This window comes from Streptomyces sp. WMMC940 (assembly GCF_027460265.1).
GTDB lineage: Bacteria > Actinomycetota > Actinomycetes > Streptomycetales > Streptomycetaceae > Streptomyces.
Window position 1 is genome coordinate 1996347 of record NZ_JAPZBC010000001.1, and the last position, 14858, is coordinate 2011204.

At 71.9% G+C, this 14858-nt stretch carries 15 protein-coding genes and 1 pseudogene; 1 reads left to right on the forward strand and 15 read right to left on the reverse strand.

Annotated elements, in window-relative coordinates; genetic code table 11:
• Positions 1-45: 45 nt before the first annotated feature.
• The 7 genes from rlmN to rpsB all read right to left on the reverse strand — a co-directional run bounded on the left by rlmN (position 46) and on the right by rpsB (position 6906).
• Positions 46-1152 (reverse strand): 23S rRNA (adenine(2503)-C(2))-methyltransferase RlmN, encoded by a 1107-nt coding sequence (rlmN, locus tag O7595_RS08655; RefSeq protein WP_269728150.1) that lies wholly within the window; start codon positions 1150-1152, stop codon positions 46-48.
• Positions 1153-1549: 397 nt separating this feature from the next.
• Complete coding sequence (locus O7595_RS08660) at positions 1550-2083, reverse strand: hypothetical protein (protein WP_269728151.1); 534 nt, start codon at positions 2081-2083, stop codon at positions 1550-1552.
• Positions 2084-2274: 191 nt separating this feature from the next.
• Positions 2275-3387, reverse strand: coding sequence for a phosphatidate cytidylyltransferase (locus O7595_RS08665; protein WP_269728152.1), 1113 nt, complete (start codon positions 3385-3387; stop codon positions 2275-2277).
• On the reverse strand, positions 3387-3944 hold the full coding sequence (frr, locus tag O7595_RS08670; protein ID WP_026165253.1) for a ribosome recycling factor: 558 nt from the start codon (positions 3942-3944) through the stop codon (positions 3387-3389). Before frr ends, O7595_RS08665 begins: the two co-directional genes overlap by 1 nt.
• A gap of 185 nt (positions 3945-4129) precedes the next feature.
• Positions 4130-4912, reverse strand: coding sequence for a UMP kinase (gene pyrH, locus O7595_RS08675; RefSeq protein WP_269728153.1), 783 nt, complete (start codon positions 4910-4912; stop codon positions 4130-4132).
• Between the two features lie 158 nt (positions 4913-5070).
• On the reverse strand, positions 5071-5907 hold the full coding sequence (tsf, locus tag O7595_RS08680; protein ID WP_093653570.1) for a translation elongation factor Ts: 837 nt from the start codon (positions 5905-5907) through the stop codon (positions 5071-5073).
• A gap of 102 nt (positions 5908-6009) precedes the next feature.
• Positions 6010-6906 (reverse strand): 30S ribosomal protein S2, encoded by an 897-nt coding sequence (gene rpsB, locus O7595_RS08685; RefSeq protein ID WP_269728154.1) that lies wholly within the window; start codon positions 6904-6906, stop codon positions 6010-6012.
• Positions 6907-7167: 261 nt separating this feature from the next.
• On the opposite strand from rpsB, the pseudogene O7595_RS08690 reads away from it, so the two are divergent.
• Positions 7168-7557: pseudogene (locus O7595_RS08690) on the forward strand (peptidoglycan DD-metalloendopeptidase family protein); the annotation flags it as partial.
• 463 nt (positions 7558-8020) lie between these two features.
• On the opposite strand, the gene O7595_RS08695 reads toward O7595_RS08690, so the two are convergent.
• From O7595_RS08695 to lepB, 8 genes are all read right to left on the reverse strand, one after another.
• Positions 8021-8581: a TetR/AcrR family transcriptional regulator gene (locus tag O7595_RS08695; RefSeq protein WP_269732421.1), complete on the reverse strand. Its 561-nt coding sequence runs from the start codon at positions 8579-8581 to the stop codon at positions 8021-8023.
• 122 nt (positions 8582-8703) lie between these two features.
• Positions 8704-9540: an RNA polymerase sigma factor WhiG gene (whiG, locus tag O7595_RS08700; RefSeq protein ID WP_269728155.1), complete on the reverse strand. Its 837-nt coding sequence runs from the start codon at positions 9538-9540 to the stop codon at positions 8704-8706.
• Positions 9541-9793: 253 nt separating this feature from the next.
• Positions 9794-10960 (reverse strand): DNA-processing protein DprA, encoded by a 1167-nt coding sequence (gene dprA, locus O7595_RS08705; protein ID WP_269728156.1) that lies wholly within the window; start codon positions 10958-10960, stop codon positions 9794-9796.
• A 58-nt stretch (positions 10961-11018) separates the two neighbouring features.
• Positions 11019-12641: a YifB family Mg chelatase-like AAA ATPase gene (locus tag O7595_RS08710; RefSeq protein ID WP_269728157.1), complete on the reverse strand. Its 1623-nt coding sequence runs from the start codon at positions 12639-12641 to the stop codon at positions 11019-11021.
• Positions 12641-13021 carry a YraN family protein gene (locus O7595_RS08715; protein ID WP_269728158.1) on the reverse strand — a complete coding sequence of 127 codons (381 nt, stop codon included), beginning with the start codon at positions 13019-13021 and terminating at the stop codon, positions 12641-12643. The genes O7595_RS08710 and O7595_RS08715 overlap by 1 nt, the downstream gene beginning before the upstream one ends.
• Positions 13022-13127: 106 nt before the next feature.
• Positions 13128-13436: a DUF2469 domain-containing protein gene (locus O7595_RS08720; RefSeq protein ID WP_017947641.1), complete on the reverse strand. Its 309-nt coding sequence runs from the start codon at positions 13434-13436 to the stop codon at positions 13128-13130.
• A gap of 55 nt (positions 13437-13491) precedes the next feature.
• On the reverse strand, positions 13492-14085 hold the full coding sequence (locus tag O7595_RS08725) for an NUDIX hydrolase (RefSeq protein WP_443071586.1): 594 nt from the start codon (positions 14083-14085) through the stop codon (positions 13492-13494).
• Positions 14078-14827, reverse strand: coding sequence for a signal peptidase I (gene lepB, locus O7595_RS08730; RefSeq protein ID WP_269728160.1), 750 nt, complete (start codon positions 14825-14827; stop codon positions 14078-14080). Before lepB ends, O7595_RS08725 begins: the two co-directional genes overlap by 8 nt.
• Between the last annotated feature and the right edge of the window lie 31 nt (positions 14828-14858).

A 14858-nucleotide genomic window follows, 5' to 3' on the forward strand; every position in this document is an offset into this window, starting at 1 on the left:
GACCAGGCCGACCGGATCGGTTCGCTCCGGAAGCCGCCCTGGCACTCAGCGCTCGGAGGCGGCGAGCTGGCCGCAGGCCCCGTCGATCTCCTGACCACGGGTGTCCCGGACGGTGACCGGGACGCCGTGGGCGGCGATGGCCTCGATGAAGGCCTTCTCGTCCTCGGGCCGGGAGGCCGTCCACTTGGAGCCCGGAGTCGGGTTCAGCGGGATCAGATTGACGTGCACCCGCTTGCCCTTGAGGAGCCGCCCGAGCAGGTCACCGCGCCATGCCTGGTCGTTGATGTCCCGGATCAGGGCGTACTCGATCGAGATGCGGCGGCCGGACTTCTCCGCGTACTCCCAGGCCGCGTCCAGGACCTCCCGGACCTTCCAGCGGGTGTTGACGGGGACGAGGGTGTCGCGCAGTTCGTCGTCCGGCGCGTGCAGGGAGACGGCGAGGCGGCACTTGAAGCCCTCGTCGGTGAAGCGCAGCATCGCCGGGACGAGGCCCACCGTGGAAACGGTGATCCCGCGCTGCGACAGGCCGAGGCCGTCGGGCTCCGGATCGGTGAGCCTGCGGATGGCGCCGACCACGCGGTTGTAGTTGGCGAGGGGCTCGCCCATGCCCATGAAGACGATGTTGGACAGCCGGGCCGTGCCTCCGGGGACCTCGCCGTCGCGGAGGGCCCGCATGCCGTCCACGATCTGGTGCACGATCTCGGCGGTGGACAGGTTCCGGTCGAGACCGGCCTGGCCCGTGGCGCAGAACGGGCAGTTCATCCCGCAGCCGGCCTGCGAGGAGATGCACATCGTCACCCGGTCCGGGTAGCGCATCAGCACCGACTCGACGAGCGTGCCGTCGTGGAGCCGCCACAGCGTCTTGCGGGTGGTGTCGTCGTCGCAGGAGACGTGCCGGACCACCGACATGAGCTCGGGCAGCAGTTCCGACGCGAGCCGCTCGCGCGCGGCGGCGGGGATGTCGGTCCACTGCTCCGGTTCGTGCGCGTAGCGCGCGAAGTAGTGCTGCGACAGCTGCTTCGCCCGGAACGGCTTCTCGCCGATCGCGGCGACGGCGTCCTTCCGCTCGGCGGGCGTGAGGTCGGCGAGGTGCCGCGGGGGCTTCTTGGCTCCGCGGGGGGCGACGAAAGTGAGTTCTCCGGGCTTGGGCATGGTCGTACCAGTGTCGCAGATCGACTTAAGTGAACCGGCTGCCCGGACACCCGGGGGATGCGGGGGAACCGGCCGGGCCGGGACGGCGGTCTCCCGGTACGCGACGACCGAGCCGGGCGGGTGCGGGACGAACCGGACCGGCGGCGGGTCGTGCCCGGCTCCGGACCGACACCGGGCAGGGGCCGACCACGGGCCCGAACCCGATCCCGGACGGTCGGCCGGGAGATGGTGAGGACCGCCGACGGCCGCTGGGCGGGGCCGGCCTCCGCGACGACGTCAACAGCATGCAGACGGCCATGGTGGCGATCACGACTGCCGTGGTCGTGACCACGGTGATGTGACCGGCCGGGTGCGCCCCCGGCAGGTGCGGATCCGGGCCCCGTCGGCCCGGTCCGCGTCAGCCGAGAGGCGGCAGGGCGTCGTACACCGCCGCGAGGTCGGCGGGGATGTCCGTGCCGTCGTCGACGGAGGTGTGGCCGTCGTGGACCAGCACGCGGGTCAGCCCGTCCATGATCGGCGGCCCGGTGGGCCGGGTCGGCAGCCGGGAGAAGTCGACCTCGTCGAGGGCCGTCCGCAGTTCGGCGAGGGCCGCCGGGGCCATCCGGCCGGGACGGTTCCTCTCACCCGGTGCGACCAGGAGGTACGTACCGTCGTCGTACACGACGACCGAATGGTGTCGCCCGTCGATACCGCCGCTCTCGGTGAGGGTGACGAGCGCGGACGCCCGGTCGGGCGTCGCCCCGGACGGGGTGGAGGCGGGCGGTCCGCTGGTCGCCGGGGGCACGAGGGCACTCGGCGCGGGCTGTTCCGCGCGGGTCGGGGTGGGCGTCCCGGACGGACGGGAGTCCGTGGCCCCGTCGTCCCCTCCCCCGCACCCGGTGACGCACACGAGTACGAGCAGCACAGCCGCTCCGCCGGCCTTCCGCCCCATGGTCCCCCCTCGCCGCCCGGTGATTCCCGCGTCCCGGGCCCAGCATGCAGGGTCCGGGGCCGACTGGACAGACCGCGGCACGGACACGGGCGCACGGTACCGGCCCCGGACACGGCGGAAGGGCCCGACGCCCCTGGGACGAAGAGCCCTTCCGACCGGAACTCCCCGGTTTGCGACGGGACCTCCCCGCGTCAGCCCGCGCCGACGAACACCACGAACAGCAGCCACACCACCGGCGCCGTGGGCAGCAGCGAGTCCAGCCGGTCCATGATGCCCCCATGGCCCGGCAGCAGCGTTCCCATGTCCTTGATCCCGAGGTCCCGCTTGATCATCGACTCGCCGAGATCGCCCAGGGTCGCGCTGACCGCGACCGCGAGGCCGAGGATCAGGCCCTGCCACCAGGTGCCGCCGCCGATCAGCAGCGGCACGCAGAGGGCGCCCGCCGCCATCCCGAACGCCACGGCCCCGAACAGGCCCTCGCGGGTCTTCCCGGGGCTGATGCGCGGCGCGAGCTTGTGCTTGCCGAAGCGCCAGCCGATCGCGTACGCGCCGGTGTCGCTCACGACCGTGAGCAGGAGGAAGGTGAAGACCCGCTGCGGGCCGTCCTCCGCGGTGAGCATCATCGCGACGAACGTGGCGAGGAACGGCACGTAGAACGTGGCGAACAGCCCGGCCGTCACGTCCTTGAGGTAACCCTCGGGCGGCTCGGTCATCCGCCAGACCAGCACCGCCAGGGCGGTGAAGGCGGTGGCGACCCAGGCGCCCTCGGCACCCCGCACGTAGCCGGCCACGACCATCGCCGCGCCACCCACCGCCAGCGGCACCAGGGGCGCCTTGACACCCCTGCGCTCCTGGAGGCGGGAGGTGAGCTCCCACAGGCCGACGACCACGGCGACGGCTATCACACCGACGAACACGGCCTTGACGACGAACAGCGCCGCGACGATCACCGCACCGAGCCCGACGCCGACCCCTATGGCAGCACGAAGATCGCGACCTGCGCGCTTCTTCTGCGGCGGCTGCGGCTCCGGCGGTTGGGAGGCCGCAGCCGGCGGAGGGGTGGGCATGGGCTCCTGCGGCATCTCGTCGCGGACCGGGGGGCCACTCAGCCGAGCGGCCCCCCGGTCGCGGTCATCGCGGTCTGCGGCGTCTCTACCTGCGTCGGGATCGTCCGGCACGATGGGCATGGGCCGAGTCTGCTGGGCGTCAAGCTCATCGTATGCGGGACCCGCCGGGGCAGCCCCCTGGTCGGGCGGGCCCCAGTAGCCGGTACTCGTCGGGGCCCCCCAGGAAGAGTCGTTCATCAGACCTCGAGCAGCTCGGCTTCCTTGTGCTTGAGCAGCTCGTCCACCTGCGCGACGTACTTCGCGGTGGTGTCGTCGAGCTCCTTCTCCGCACGACGGCCCTCGTCCTCGCCGACCTCGCCGTCCTTGATCAGCTTGTCGATGGCCTCCTTGGCCTTGCGGCGCACGGAGCGGATCGAGATCCGGGAGTCCTCGGCCTTGCCCTTGGCGACCTTGATGAACTCGCGGCGGCGCTCCTCGGTGAGCTCCGGGAACACCACCCGGATGATGTTTCCGTCGTTGCTGGGGTTGACGCCGAGGTCGGAGTCGCGGATCGCCTGCTCGATGTTGCGCAGCGCGCTCTTGTCGAACGGGGTCACCACGGCCATGCGCGGCTCCGGCACCGAGAACGAGGCCAGCTGGTTGATCGGCGTCAGCGCACCGTAGTAGTCGGCCACGATCTTGTTGAACATCGCCGGGTGCGCACGCCCGGTGCGGATCGCGGCGAAGTCCTCCTTGGCGACCACGACGGCCTTCTCCATCTTCTCCTCGGCCTCGAGGAGGGTCTCTTCGATCACCACTTGCTCCTGCGTGTCTTGGTAGTCCCGGCGAGTACGAGCGGCGGCCCCGGTACACGACCCGTGGTGCGGGTCCGCGGACCGGTACGTGCCACGCGTACGAGACCGGCGAAACTTGGCGGCGCGTCCTCCCTGCACGGTGTCCGACCGGCAGGGCTTTGTCCATCCCGGGGCGGTCCCCGGGATCAGGCCCGGGTGCCCTGGTCGCTCACGAGCGTGCCGATCTTCTCACCCCGGACGGCCCGCGCGATATTGCCCGCGGCGAGCAGTTCGAAGACGAGGATCGGCAGCGCGTTGTCGCGGCAGAGGGTGATGGCGGTGGCGTCGGCGACCTTGAGGTCGCGGGCGAGCACCTCGCCGTACTCCAGCGCGTCGAACTTCACCGCGTCCGGGTTGGTCTTGGGGTCGGAGTCGTAGACGCCGTCGACACCGTTCTTGCCCATGAGCAGGGCCTCGGCGTCGATCTCCAGGGCACGCTGGGCCGCGGTGGTGTCGGTGGAGAAGTAGGGCATGCCCATACCGGCACCGAAGATCACGACGCGCCCCTTCTCGAGGTGGCGCACCGCCCTCAACGGGATGTAGGGCTCCGCGACCTGGCCCATGGTGATGGCGGTCTGGACACGGGAGTCGATCCCCTCCTTCTCCAGGAAGTCCTGGAGGGCGAGGCAGTTCATGACCGTGCCGAGCATGCCCATGTAGTCGGAGCGCGCCCGGTCCATGCCGCGCACCTGGAGCTCGGCCCCGCGGAAGAAGTTGCCGCCGCCGATGACGACCGCGATCTGTGCGCCGTCACGGACGACCGCGGCGATCTCCCGCGCGATGGCGTGTACGACGTCGGGGTCGACGCCCAGGCCGGTGCCGCCGGAGAACGCTTCTCCGGACAGCTTCAGCATGAAGCGGCGGGCTTTCTGGCCGGTGTGGTCGCTCTTGTCGTCGGCAGCCGGATTGGCGTCCGCGCCCTTGTTCATGGAGATCTCCTCGTGCACATACGAAGAAGGCCATTGCCGGTGGGTGCTGGTGTCCCTGCGGCAATGGCCTCCTCGTCAGATCTGCGGTCGTCCGGCGTTCGCGCGGCCGACGACTGCTGGAAAACCCTATCGGGCTCCCGTGTCGATCGCGTACCGGCTCAGATGCCGACCTTGATGCGCGAGAAGCGCTTCAGGGCGACACCGGCCTCGTCCAGGATCTGCTGGACGGACTTCTTGTTGTCCAGCGCGTACGGCTGGCCCAGGAGGGTGGCGTCCTTGAAGAAGCCGTTGAGGCGACCCTCGACGATCTTCGGCAGGGCGGCCTCGGGCTTGCCCTCGGCGCGGGTGGTCTCCTCGGCGACGCGGCGCTCGGACTCGACGACCTCGGCCGGGACGTCCTCGCGGGACAGGTACTTCGGCGCGAAGGCGGCGATGTGCTGGGCGACGCCCTTGGCGACCTCGGCGTTCGGCTTGTCGAGCTCGACCAGGACACCGATCTGCGGGGGCAGGTCGGGCATCGTGCGGTGCATGTACGCGGTCACGTAGGCACCGGAGAACTGGGCGAAGCGGTCCAGGACGATCTTCTCGCCGAGGTTGGCGTTGGCCTCGTCGACGTACGCCTGCACGGTCTTGCCGGGCTCGATCTCGGAGGCGAGCAGGGCCTCGATGTCGGCCGGGCCGGTGGCGGCGACGTGGGCGGCGAGCGCATTGGCGACGGCCTGGAACTTGTCGCCCTTGGCGACGAAGTCCGTCTCGCACTTCAGCTCGACGATGACACCGGAGGTGTTGTCGTCGGCGATGAGGGAGACGACGGCGCCGTTCTCGGCGGAGCGGCCCTCGCGCTTGGCGACGCCCTTCTGGCCCTTGATGCGCAGGGCCTCGACGGCCTTGTCGACGTTGCCGTCGGCCTCGTCGAGCGCCTTCTTGCAGTCCATCATGCCCGCGCCGGTGAGCTCGCGGAGCTTCTTAACGTCAGCGGCGGTGTAGTTCGCCATGTCTGTGAATCTCTCTGAAGTCGAAGAGCTGAGGTCGAACGATCTACGGGCCGACGGCGGGGGCTTCATGGGCCCCCGCCGTCGGATACCGGAACCTGGGTGTCAGGCCTTGTCGGCGTCCGCGGCCGGGGCCTCGGCAGCGGCCTCGGCCGGCTTCTCGACCTCGGCAGCGGCCTCGGCCGGCTTCTCGGCCTCGGCGGCCGGCGTCTCGTCGGCCTTCTTCTCGCCCTCGAGCAGGTCGCGCTCCCACTCGGCCAGCGGCTCGCCGGCGGCCTTGTCGCCCGGCTTCGAGTCGCCCGTCGCGACGCCGGAACGGGCGATGAGGCCCTCGGCGACGGCGTCGGCGATCACGCGGGTGAGCAGGGTGACGGAGCGGATCGCGTCGTCGTTGCCCGGGATCTTGTAGTCGACCTCGTCCGGGTCGCAGTTGGTGTCGAGGATCGCGACGACCGGGATGTGGAGCTTGCGCGCCTCACCGACGGCGATGTGCTCCTTCTTGGTGTCGACGATCCAGACGGCGCTCGGCACCTTCTGCATCTCGCGGATGCCACCGAGGGTCTTCTCCAGCTTGGCCTTCTCGCGGGAGAGGACCAGGAGCTCCTTCTTGGTGAGACCGGAGGCGGCCACGTCCTCGAAGTCGATCGCCTCGAGCTCCTTCAGACGCTGAAGGCGCTTGTAGACGGTGGAGAAGTTGGTGAGCATGCCGCCGAGCCAGCGCTGGTTGACGTAGGGCATGCCGACGCGGGTCGCCTGCTCGGCGATGGCCTCCTGCGCCTGCTTCTTCGTGCCGACGAACATGATGGAGCCGCCGTGCGCGACGGTCTCCTTGACGAACTCGTAGGCGCGGTCGATGTACGACAGCGACTGGAGCAGGTCGATGATGTAGATGCCGTTGCGCTCGGTGAAGATGAAGCGCTTCATCTTCGGGTTCCAGCGACGGGTCTGGTGACCGAAGTGGACGCCGCTCTCCAGCAGCTCCCGCATCGTGACGACGGCCATGGCCGTATCTCCTTGAGTTTTCTCGGTTGTGTCCTGACGCCCCGACGCGCCGTGCCGCGAGGGACCGAGAGGCGCGGCCACCGACCGAGGATGAGGGCGGTGGCGGGGCGTGCGAAGTCGACCCGGGTGACCCGGATCGCCAGAAGAAGTGTACGGGACCGCCGAGGTGCCGGGTGACGGCGATGTCCACAACGGGCCGGCCGTCCACAGATCCGGACCATGATCAACGCGGAGGCGGCCGGCTGGGGGAACGTCGACGTCATGAATCGCGGACGACGAGTCGTGACGACGGCGCTGGCAGCGGTGCTGCTGGTGGCGGTCCCCCCGGTGGCGGCACGGGCGGCGGTCTGGCCGGTGGGCCCACCCCGCCCCGCGCTGGTCCGGGGCTGGGAACCGCCACCCTCCCCGTACGGGCGGGGCCACCGCGGGGCGGACCTGGCGGCCAGCCCGGGCACCGAGGTGCGCGCCGCCGCACCGGGGCGGGTGTCCTTCGCGGGACCGGTGGCGGGGCGCGGTGTGCTGTCGATCGAGCTGACGGGGACGGACGACCCGCCGCTGCGCACGACCTACGAGCCGGTGCGCCCCCTGGTCCCACCGGGCGCCATGGTGGCCGAGGGGCAGGTCGTGGCGGTGGTGGCGGCGGGTTCCTCGCACTGTCCGCGCGGGTGTCTGCACTGGGGGCTGCGGCGGGGCGGGACGTACCTCGACCCGCTCTCCCTCCTGCCCGCCCCGGCCCTGCGCCGGGGCCCGTCCCGGCTGCTTCCGGTCTTCGGAGTGCCCCTGCCGCCGACGGCTCCGGGGGCGGCCGTACCGGGACTCGCCGAGGCGTCGGCGGCCTCGTCCCGGGCCGGTGCCGACACGGTCCAGGCCCTGGTGCTCGCAGCGGCGGCGCTCTTCTCGCACCGGGCGATTCGTCTCGGGCGCCAGAGGGTCGCCAGGGGTGGGAGCGGCGGCGCGGGTGTGGGGCACGAGCACGGAGAGGGAGTGGGGGCGGAACCGGGCAGCGACACGGGACAGGTCGCGACCGGCCGGAGGGACCCGATACGACCAGGCCGCGACCGGGCCGAACGCCGACGCGGACCGGAACCGGCCGAACAAGGACCCGCAGTGGGGCTCAGTCCCCCAGCACTCCACGGAGCGCCATCGAGACCGCGGCCTCGGCGATGGCGGAGGGGTCTTCGGCGGCGCCCAGCTCGATACGGCGCACCGCCGCGTCCACGACCCCCTGGAGGAGCATGGCAGCCAGGCGGGGCTGCCGGTGCTCCAGGTCCCCGAGCGCCTCCGCGATCATGGCGATCAGCCCACCGTGCGCGGCACGGATCTTCTCCCTGGCGCCGTCGTCCAGCTCGCTCGCCGAGATCGCGACGACGGCACGGTGGCGCCGGTCGCCGACGAGTTCCAGCTGACGGCGCACATACGCCTCGACCTTGCCCTCGGGGGTGTCCGAGCCGGCCATGGCGGCTTCGACCTCCGCCGCCCAGACCGGGAAGTCGACGGCACACAGCTCTTCGACCACCGCGGCGCGGGAGCGGAAGTACTCGTACACGGAGGACCTGGCCAGGCCCGTGCGCTCGGCGAGGGCGGGGAAGGTCAGCGCGTCCGTCCCGCCTTCGGACAGCAGGGAACGCGCGGCGTCCAGCAGGGCGGCACGCTGCATGGTCCGGTGCTCGGCCACGGAGGCCGCTCGAATCCTTGGCACGGGACCACTTTACGGCGACGGCGGCACGCACGGGCGGGACAGTGACGGTTCGGCACCGCGCCGCCGCCCGCTCCCCGGGCCGCCCCGGCCCGTCCGCCTCACCGGGCGACGTCGGCCAGCTTCGCCCTGAGCTGCAGCACGGACTTGGTGTGGATCTGGCTGACCCGACTCTCGGTGACGCCCAGGACATTGCCGATCTCGGCCAGGGTCAGGCCCTCGTAGTAGTAGAGGGTGACGACGGTCTTCTCCCGATCGGGAAGGGTGTTGATCGCTCGGGCGAGGAGACGCCGCAGCTCGCGGTCCTCGGCCACCTCGACCGGGTTGTCGGCGGCGGTGTCCTCCAGGGTGTCCATGAGGCTGAGCCGGTCGCCGCCCTCACCCCCGACGTGGAGCAGTTCCTCCAGTGCGACGACGTTCGCCAGGGACAACTGGCTGAAGACGGAGTGGAGGTCCTCGAGCGAGATGCCCATCTCCGCGGCGACCTCGCTCTCGGAGGGGGTGCGCCGCAGTTGCGCCTCCAGTGTGGCGTACGCCCGCTCGACGTTGCGGGCCTTCTGCCGCACCGAGCGCGGGATCCAGTCCAGCGCCCTCAGCTCGTCGATCATGGCGCCCCGGATGCGGGTGATCGCGTACGTCTCGAACTTGATCGAGCGCTCGATGTCGAACTTCTCGATCGCGTCGATGAGTCCGAAGACGCCGGAGGAGACGAAGTCCGCCTGCTCGACGTTGGACGGCAGTCCGACGCTCACCCTTCCCGCGACGTACTTCACCAACGGCGAGTAGTGCAGGATCAGCTGCTCCCGCAACCGGTCGTCGCCGGTGGCCTTGTACGACCGCCACAGCTCTTCGAGCGACGAGGGCGCGGGCGGCCGCACGGAACCACGGGCAGCGGGGGGAACTGCCGCGTGGTCAGACCCGGAGGTGTGCTGGGGCATGCGTTGCCTTTGAGCCGTTCTGCTGTGGGGCGTGTCGGGACGGGTTGTCTGGGCCGGTGGCTGGGCGGTGAACCTGGCGAGCGTAGCGTGACTGGGCGATTGCGGTGCGCGAACGGCGGCGGATCGCGCCTCGGTGGGTGTGTACCGTCGGCCACATCTTCGAACGAGAGCCGGAGGCGGGCGCCGGCCCTCGCGGTCCCGCTGAAGTGCCGCCGGGGCCGTCGGGCTCACCCTTTCACCCGAATGCCCCGGATCAAGCACCGCCTCGCCGTGCGTTCGAGCCCGTTGTCGCGGCTGCGGCCAACTGCCAGCGGTCCCCCCGGCGTTCGACGAAGCCCAGGGAGTGCAGCTCGTACAGCCTCGCGAGGGCGTCGTCGGGCGTGGTGCCGGCCCGCGCGGCGACGTTCCGGCCGTCGAGGGAGCCGTTGGCCGGGAGGGCCTCCAGGACCCGTGCACAGCCGTGGCCGAGCAGATCCCGCGGGAGGACCGGACCGCGGCGCGCTGGGGCGAGATCGCCGATGTGGCCGACCAGTTCGACCACTTCGTCGGCGTCGGTGACCAGCACCGCGCCGGTGCGCAGCAGTTCGTGCACCCCTGCGGAGAGTCCGCTGGTCACCGGGCCGGGAACGCCCATGGTGAACCGGCCGAGGCGCTCCGCGGCGCGCGCCGTGGCGAGTGAACCGCTCCGGTACTCGGCCTCCACGACGACCGTGCCCCGGGACAGGGCCGCGATGACCCGGTTCCGCAGCACGAACCTGCTGCGGGTGGGATGGGCTCCGGGCGGCAACTCCGCGATCACCAGGCCCTGTTCGACCACGCGGCGGAGCAACTCCGCATGGCCGCGGGGATAGACGGCGTCCACCCCGCAGGCCAGTACCGCGACCGTCGCGCCCGCCGCGGACAGCGCGCCTCGGTGGGCGGCGGCGTCGACCCCGTACGCGGCGCCGGAGACGACCACCCAGCCGCGCTCGGCGAGACCCGAGGCGAGGCTCCCCGACACATGGACCCCATACGGGGTGCACGCTCTCGCACCCACCACGGCCACCGAACGCAGGGCCCATATCCGCAGGTCGGGTCCGCCCCGGACCCAGAGCCCGACCGGCCTTGCGTCTCCGAGGTCGTCCAGTTGCCCCGGCCACTCCGGATCCCCCGGACACAGGAAGCGTCCGCCCAGTTCGGCCACCCGCTCGAGATCGCGCTCCGGACGTGCCGCCGCAGCCCGCATCCGGTAGCCCTCGATCCGCTGCTCCCCCGCACCGGGAAGGGCACCCTCGCCCGGGGTGGGCGCCGTGAGGCGGGCCAGGAGTTCCACCGGGCCGAGCCGGCGCAGCCATCTCCCCGCGTGTTCGTCACCCGGTTCGACGACCCTCGTCAACGCGGCACGCGCCCTGCGTTCCTCCTCGCCCGCACCGGCGGTCACGACCGGGCTCCCGTCGCCGCGCCCGGGCACCGGTCCGGCCCGCTCCCACGCACGGGGCTCACCGCTCGGCTCCGAACCCCGCCGGGACGCCCCGCGCGATGCCCGTGCGCAGTTGGAGCGCCAGGTCCACATCGCGGGTGCCGGGCCGGTCGTGGCCCGCGAGATCGGCGATCGTCCAGGCGACCCGGAGTACACGGTCCATGCCCCGCGCGGTGAGCAGTCCCCTCTCCATGTCCCGCTCGGCCGCGGCCAGCGCGCCGGGAGCGGTGTGCCAGCGGGTGCGCAGCTCGTGCCCGGGCACCTCGCTGTTCGCGTGCCACGGGGTGCCGGCCAGCCGGGCGGACGCTCTGTCCCGTGCCTCCCCGACCCGGGCCGCGACGTCCGCGGACGGCTCACCCCGGCCGCCCCTGCCCAGCAGGTCGGCCCGGCTGACGGGCTCCACCTCGACCCTCAGGTCGACCCGGTCGAGCAGGGGTCCCGAGAGCCGCGCCCGGTACCGCCGGATCAGCGCCGCGGGGCAGTCGCACCCCGAGCCGTGCAGGGTGTGGCGCCCGCACGGGCAGGGGTTGGCCGCCAGAACCATGAGGAACCGGGCGGGCAGCCGGACCACCCCCGCGCTCCGTGCGACGATCACATGGCCCGATTCGAGGGGCTGGCGGAGGGCGTCGAGCGCCTTGCCGGAGAACTCCGGGGCCTCGTCCAGGAACAGGACGCCCCGGTGCGCCAGGGACACCGCGCCGGGTCTCGGCACGCCCTGACCACCGCCCACGAGGGACTGCATCGTCGCCGAGTGGTGCGGGGCGCAGTAGGGCGGCGTGCGCACCAGGGGCTCGCCGGGCGGCAGGATGCCCGCGACCGAATGAACGGCGGTGACCTCGAGGGACTCCTTGCGGGTGAGTGGCGGGAGCACGGACGCGAGCCGCTCCGCCAGCATCGTCTTCCCCGCGCCCGGAGGGCCCTGGAGCAGCAGGTGGTGGCCCCCGGCGGCGGCGATCTCGACGGCGGTGCGCGCAGCGTGCTGCCCGGCGACGTCCGCCAGGTCCGGATGGGAGCCCTCGCCCCGCCCCGGACCGGCGAGACCCGTGCCCACCCCGGCGCCGGGAACCGTGAGTCCGGCGAGCATGGCGTCGGGCCGGCCGTCGCCGTCGGGCTCCTCCTCCGGCACCGGTTCGTCGTTCAGCACCGCGATGAGCTGGCGCAGACTGCGCACTCCGAGGACCGAGACGCCCGGGACGAGCGAGGCCTCTCCCGCGGTCCGCTCGGGTACGACGACCTGCCGGTATCCCGCCTCCGCCGCGGCGAGCACCGCGGGCAGCACGCCCCGCACGGGCCGCACCCTGCCGTCGAGCCCCAGCTCGCCGAGGAGTACGAGATCCGCGATGGCCCCGGGATCGATGCGCTCGGCTGCACCGAGCACGGCGCAGGCGACGGCCAGGTCGAAACCGCTGCCGCTCTTGGGCACGGAGGCCGGGCTGAGGCCGACGGTGAGCTTCTTCTGCGGCCACTCGGCATCGGAGTTGACGACGGCGGCCCGGACCCGGTCCCGGCTCTCCACGAGGCTCTTGTCCGGGAGTCCCACCAGGGCGAAGGCCGCGACTCCCGGCTCCAGGTCCGCCTGGACCTCCACGACCACGCCCTCAACCCCCACCAGGGCCACCGAGCATGTGCGCGCGAATCCCATCAGGCCACCCCCGCCACATGCTCGACCTGGGGCGCGCCCCGCCGGGGCAGCACGACCCCGACGACGTCGATCCGCACCCCGCCCGGGGGCGGTGGCCCCCCGTGCCGCTGAAGCCAGCAGGCGGCCAGGTGTCTCAACCGCTCCACCTTGGCGGATGTGATCGCGGCCATCGGATGCTCGAAGGGCGTACGCCCGTCGGGGCCGACCCTGCGGGTCTTCACCTCGCAGACGACCATCGTGTCGCCGTCCCGGGCGACGATGTCGATCTCTCCGGCCCGTCCGCACCGCCAGTTCCTGGCGAGTACGGCCATTCCGGCCGCTGCCAGCAGCCGGACGGCCAGTTCCTCCCCGTACCGCCCCAGTGCGCTCGTCGCGTTCATCGGGCACCACCTCCGGCACCGACTCTGACGCCTGCGGCCCCGGCGAGTGGATCTTGGTGGAAAACCGGCCCGATGTGGAAAACCGCGCCGCCCCTTCGGGTGGAGATCAGCCCTGGGGAAGCTCCAGATCGCTCTTGTTCAGCTCCTCGATGTTCACGTCCTTGAACGTGAGTACCCTGACCTGCTTGACGAACCTGGCCGGCCGGTACATGTCCCACACCCAGGCATCTGCCATGGAGACCTCGAAGAAGACCTCACCTTGCACCGAGTGGACCTGCATCTCGTAGTCATTGGTGAGATAGAAACGGCGCTCGGTCTCGATCACGTATTTGAACAGACCGACGACGTCGCGGTACTCCCGGTAGAGCTTCAGCTCCATCTCGGTCTCGTACTTCTCGAGGTCCTCGGCGCTCATGGCATGTTCCCCTTCAGCCGTGCGTCCCCCTATTGTGCGCCAGCCCCCCGCGTCCCTAGACGTTTTCCCGGGCCAGGACCACAGGCGCACTCGGAGGCCCCTCGTCGAGCAGCGTACGCAGCAGCTCGGCGAGCCTGGTCGGATACACCGTCTCACGCGCCGCCGACAGTTCGGCGGAGGTCCACCACCTCAGCCCCGCGACACTGCGCTGCTCCAGCCGGGTCAGGCCGGTCAGGCTGGTCGTCGTCTGCCGGGTACGTGCCAGGTAGTACCACTCGTCCTGGTCCCAGCGCCGTCCGTCGAACGGGAAGGAGCACTCCCGCTGCCAGATCACCGGTCCCAGCTCGACGTCTGTGATTCCCGTCTCCTCGGCCAGCTCGCGCAGCGCGGCCTCCTCCCGTGACTCCGTGCCCTCGACCCCACCGCCCGGTGTGAACCACCAGTCGTCGTCCGGATCGTCCGGCTCGAAGCCGTGCAGCAGCAGGACGCGGTCGTCGGGATCGAGCAGGATCACCCGGGACACCCGGCGCAGGGCGCGCCCGGCCCCGCCCCCGGTCGTCCCGGACGTCCTCCCGTCCACGGCAGCCCCCGGCGCAGGACCGCCCGCAGGCGTCCCTCGGCCCGATCCGTCCGACGGCCCCTCAGACATCCGCGGTCGCCCCGCTCCGCCCAGCAGTACGCTTCCGCCGGCCCGCGAGCTTCGCGAGCGGTCCGTGGGCGGCCCCACCCAGGATCAGCACGGCGCCGAGCGCCACCGACGCGAGGACCGGCCGGACGGGCCCCGGCTCGGAGATCCCGCCGGGCAGGGCGGCGAAGCCCCGCGGCCGTTCCAGTATCCCGCCGAGCGGCCAGGCGACGGCGTCGAGCCGGGCGGTCACCGCCCCGACCGGCACGGTGCCCTGGCCGGCCTCCTGGAGGTGCGAACGGGAGTCCACGGAGGTCCTGCGCTCGTCACCGAGGAGGAAGAGCTTCCCCGCGGGCACGGACACGTTGAAGCCCAACGGTGACGCGGGCTCCTCGCCGCGCAGATACGGTTCCTCGACGGCCTTGCCGTTGACGGTCATCCGGCCGTCGGAATCGCAGCACGCGACCTTGTCGCCGCCGACCCCGACCACGCGCTTCACCATCGGGGCGTCGGCCCACACCTTGTCGGTGAAGACGACGACGTCCCCGCGCCGGACCTCCGATCCGTCGATGCGCTGCGCCAGCACCCGGTCACCCGGCTCCACGGTCGGTGACATCGAGTCCGTCGGGACCGTGTACGGCTGGTAGAGCAGCGCCCCCCAGACGAATCCGCCGAGGAAGAGCACACAGCCGACGGCCACGGCGAGCCCCGACAGCACACTGCCGAGGCGGCCGTGGCCGCTGCCCGTACGTCCTGTTCCGCTCATCGCAGCGCTCCCTGCCTCCCAGGACCGACGA

What these genes read in the sequence shown, in the direction of transcription:
- O7595_RS08660 (WP_269728151.1), bottom strand. Translation starts at nt 2,083, where the DNA reads ATGGGGCGGAAGGCCGGCGGAGCGGCTGTGCTGCTCGTACTCGTGTGC.
- O7595_RS08715 (WP_269728158.1), bottom strand. Translation starts at nt 13,021, where the DNA reads ATGAACGCGACGAGCGCACTGGGGCGGTACGGGGAGGAACTGGCCGTC.
- tsf (WP_093653570.1), bottom strand. Translation starts at nt 5,907, where the DNA reads ATGGCGAACTACACCGCCGCTGACGTTAAGAAGCTCCGCGAGCTCACC.
- whiG (WP_269728155.1), bottom strand. Translation starts at nt 9,540, where the DNA reads ATGCCCCAGCACACCTCCGGGTCTGACCACGCGGCAGTTCCCCCCGCT.
- rpsB (WP_269728154.1), bottom strand. Translation starts at nt 6,906, where the DNA reads ATGGCCGTCGTCACGATGCGGGAGCTGCTGGAGAGCGGCGTCCACTTC.
- pyrH (WP_269728153.1), bottom strand. Translation starts at nt 4,912, where the DNA reads ATGAACAAGGGCGCGGACGCCAATCCGGCTGCCGACGACAAGAGCGAC.
- O7595_RS08725 (WP_443071586.1), bottom strand. Translation starts at nt 14,085, where the DNA reads ATGTCTGAGGGGCCGTCGGACGGATCGGGCCGAGGGACGCCTGCGGGC.
- O7595_RS08720 (WP_017947641.1), bottom strand. Translation starts at nt 13,436, where the DNA reads ATGAGCGCCGAGGACCTCGAGAAGTACGAGACCGAGATGGAGCTGAAG.
- lepB (WP_269728160.1), bottom strand. Translation starts at nt 14,827, where the DNA reads ATGAGCGGAACAGGACGTACGGGCAGCGGCCACGGCCGCCTCGGCAGT.
- rlmN (WP_269728150.1), bottom strand. Translation starts at nt 1,152, where the DNA reads ATGCCCAAGCCCGGAGAACTCACTTTCGTCGCCCCCCGCGGAGCCAAG.
- O7595_RS08665 (WP_269728152.1), bottom strand. Translation starts at nt 3,387, where the DNA reads ATGAACGACTCTTCCTGGGGGGCCCCGACGAGTACCGGCTACTGGGGC.
- O7595_RS08710 (WP_269728157.1), bottom strand. Translation starts at nt 12,641, where the DNA reads ATGGGATTCGCGCGCACATGCTCGGTGGCCCTGGTGGGGGTTGAGGGC.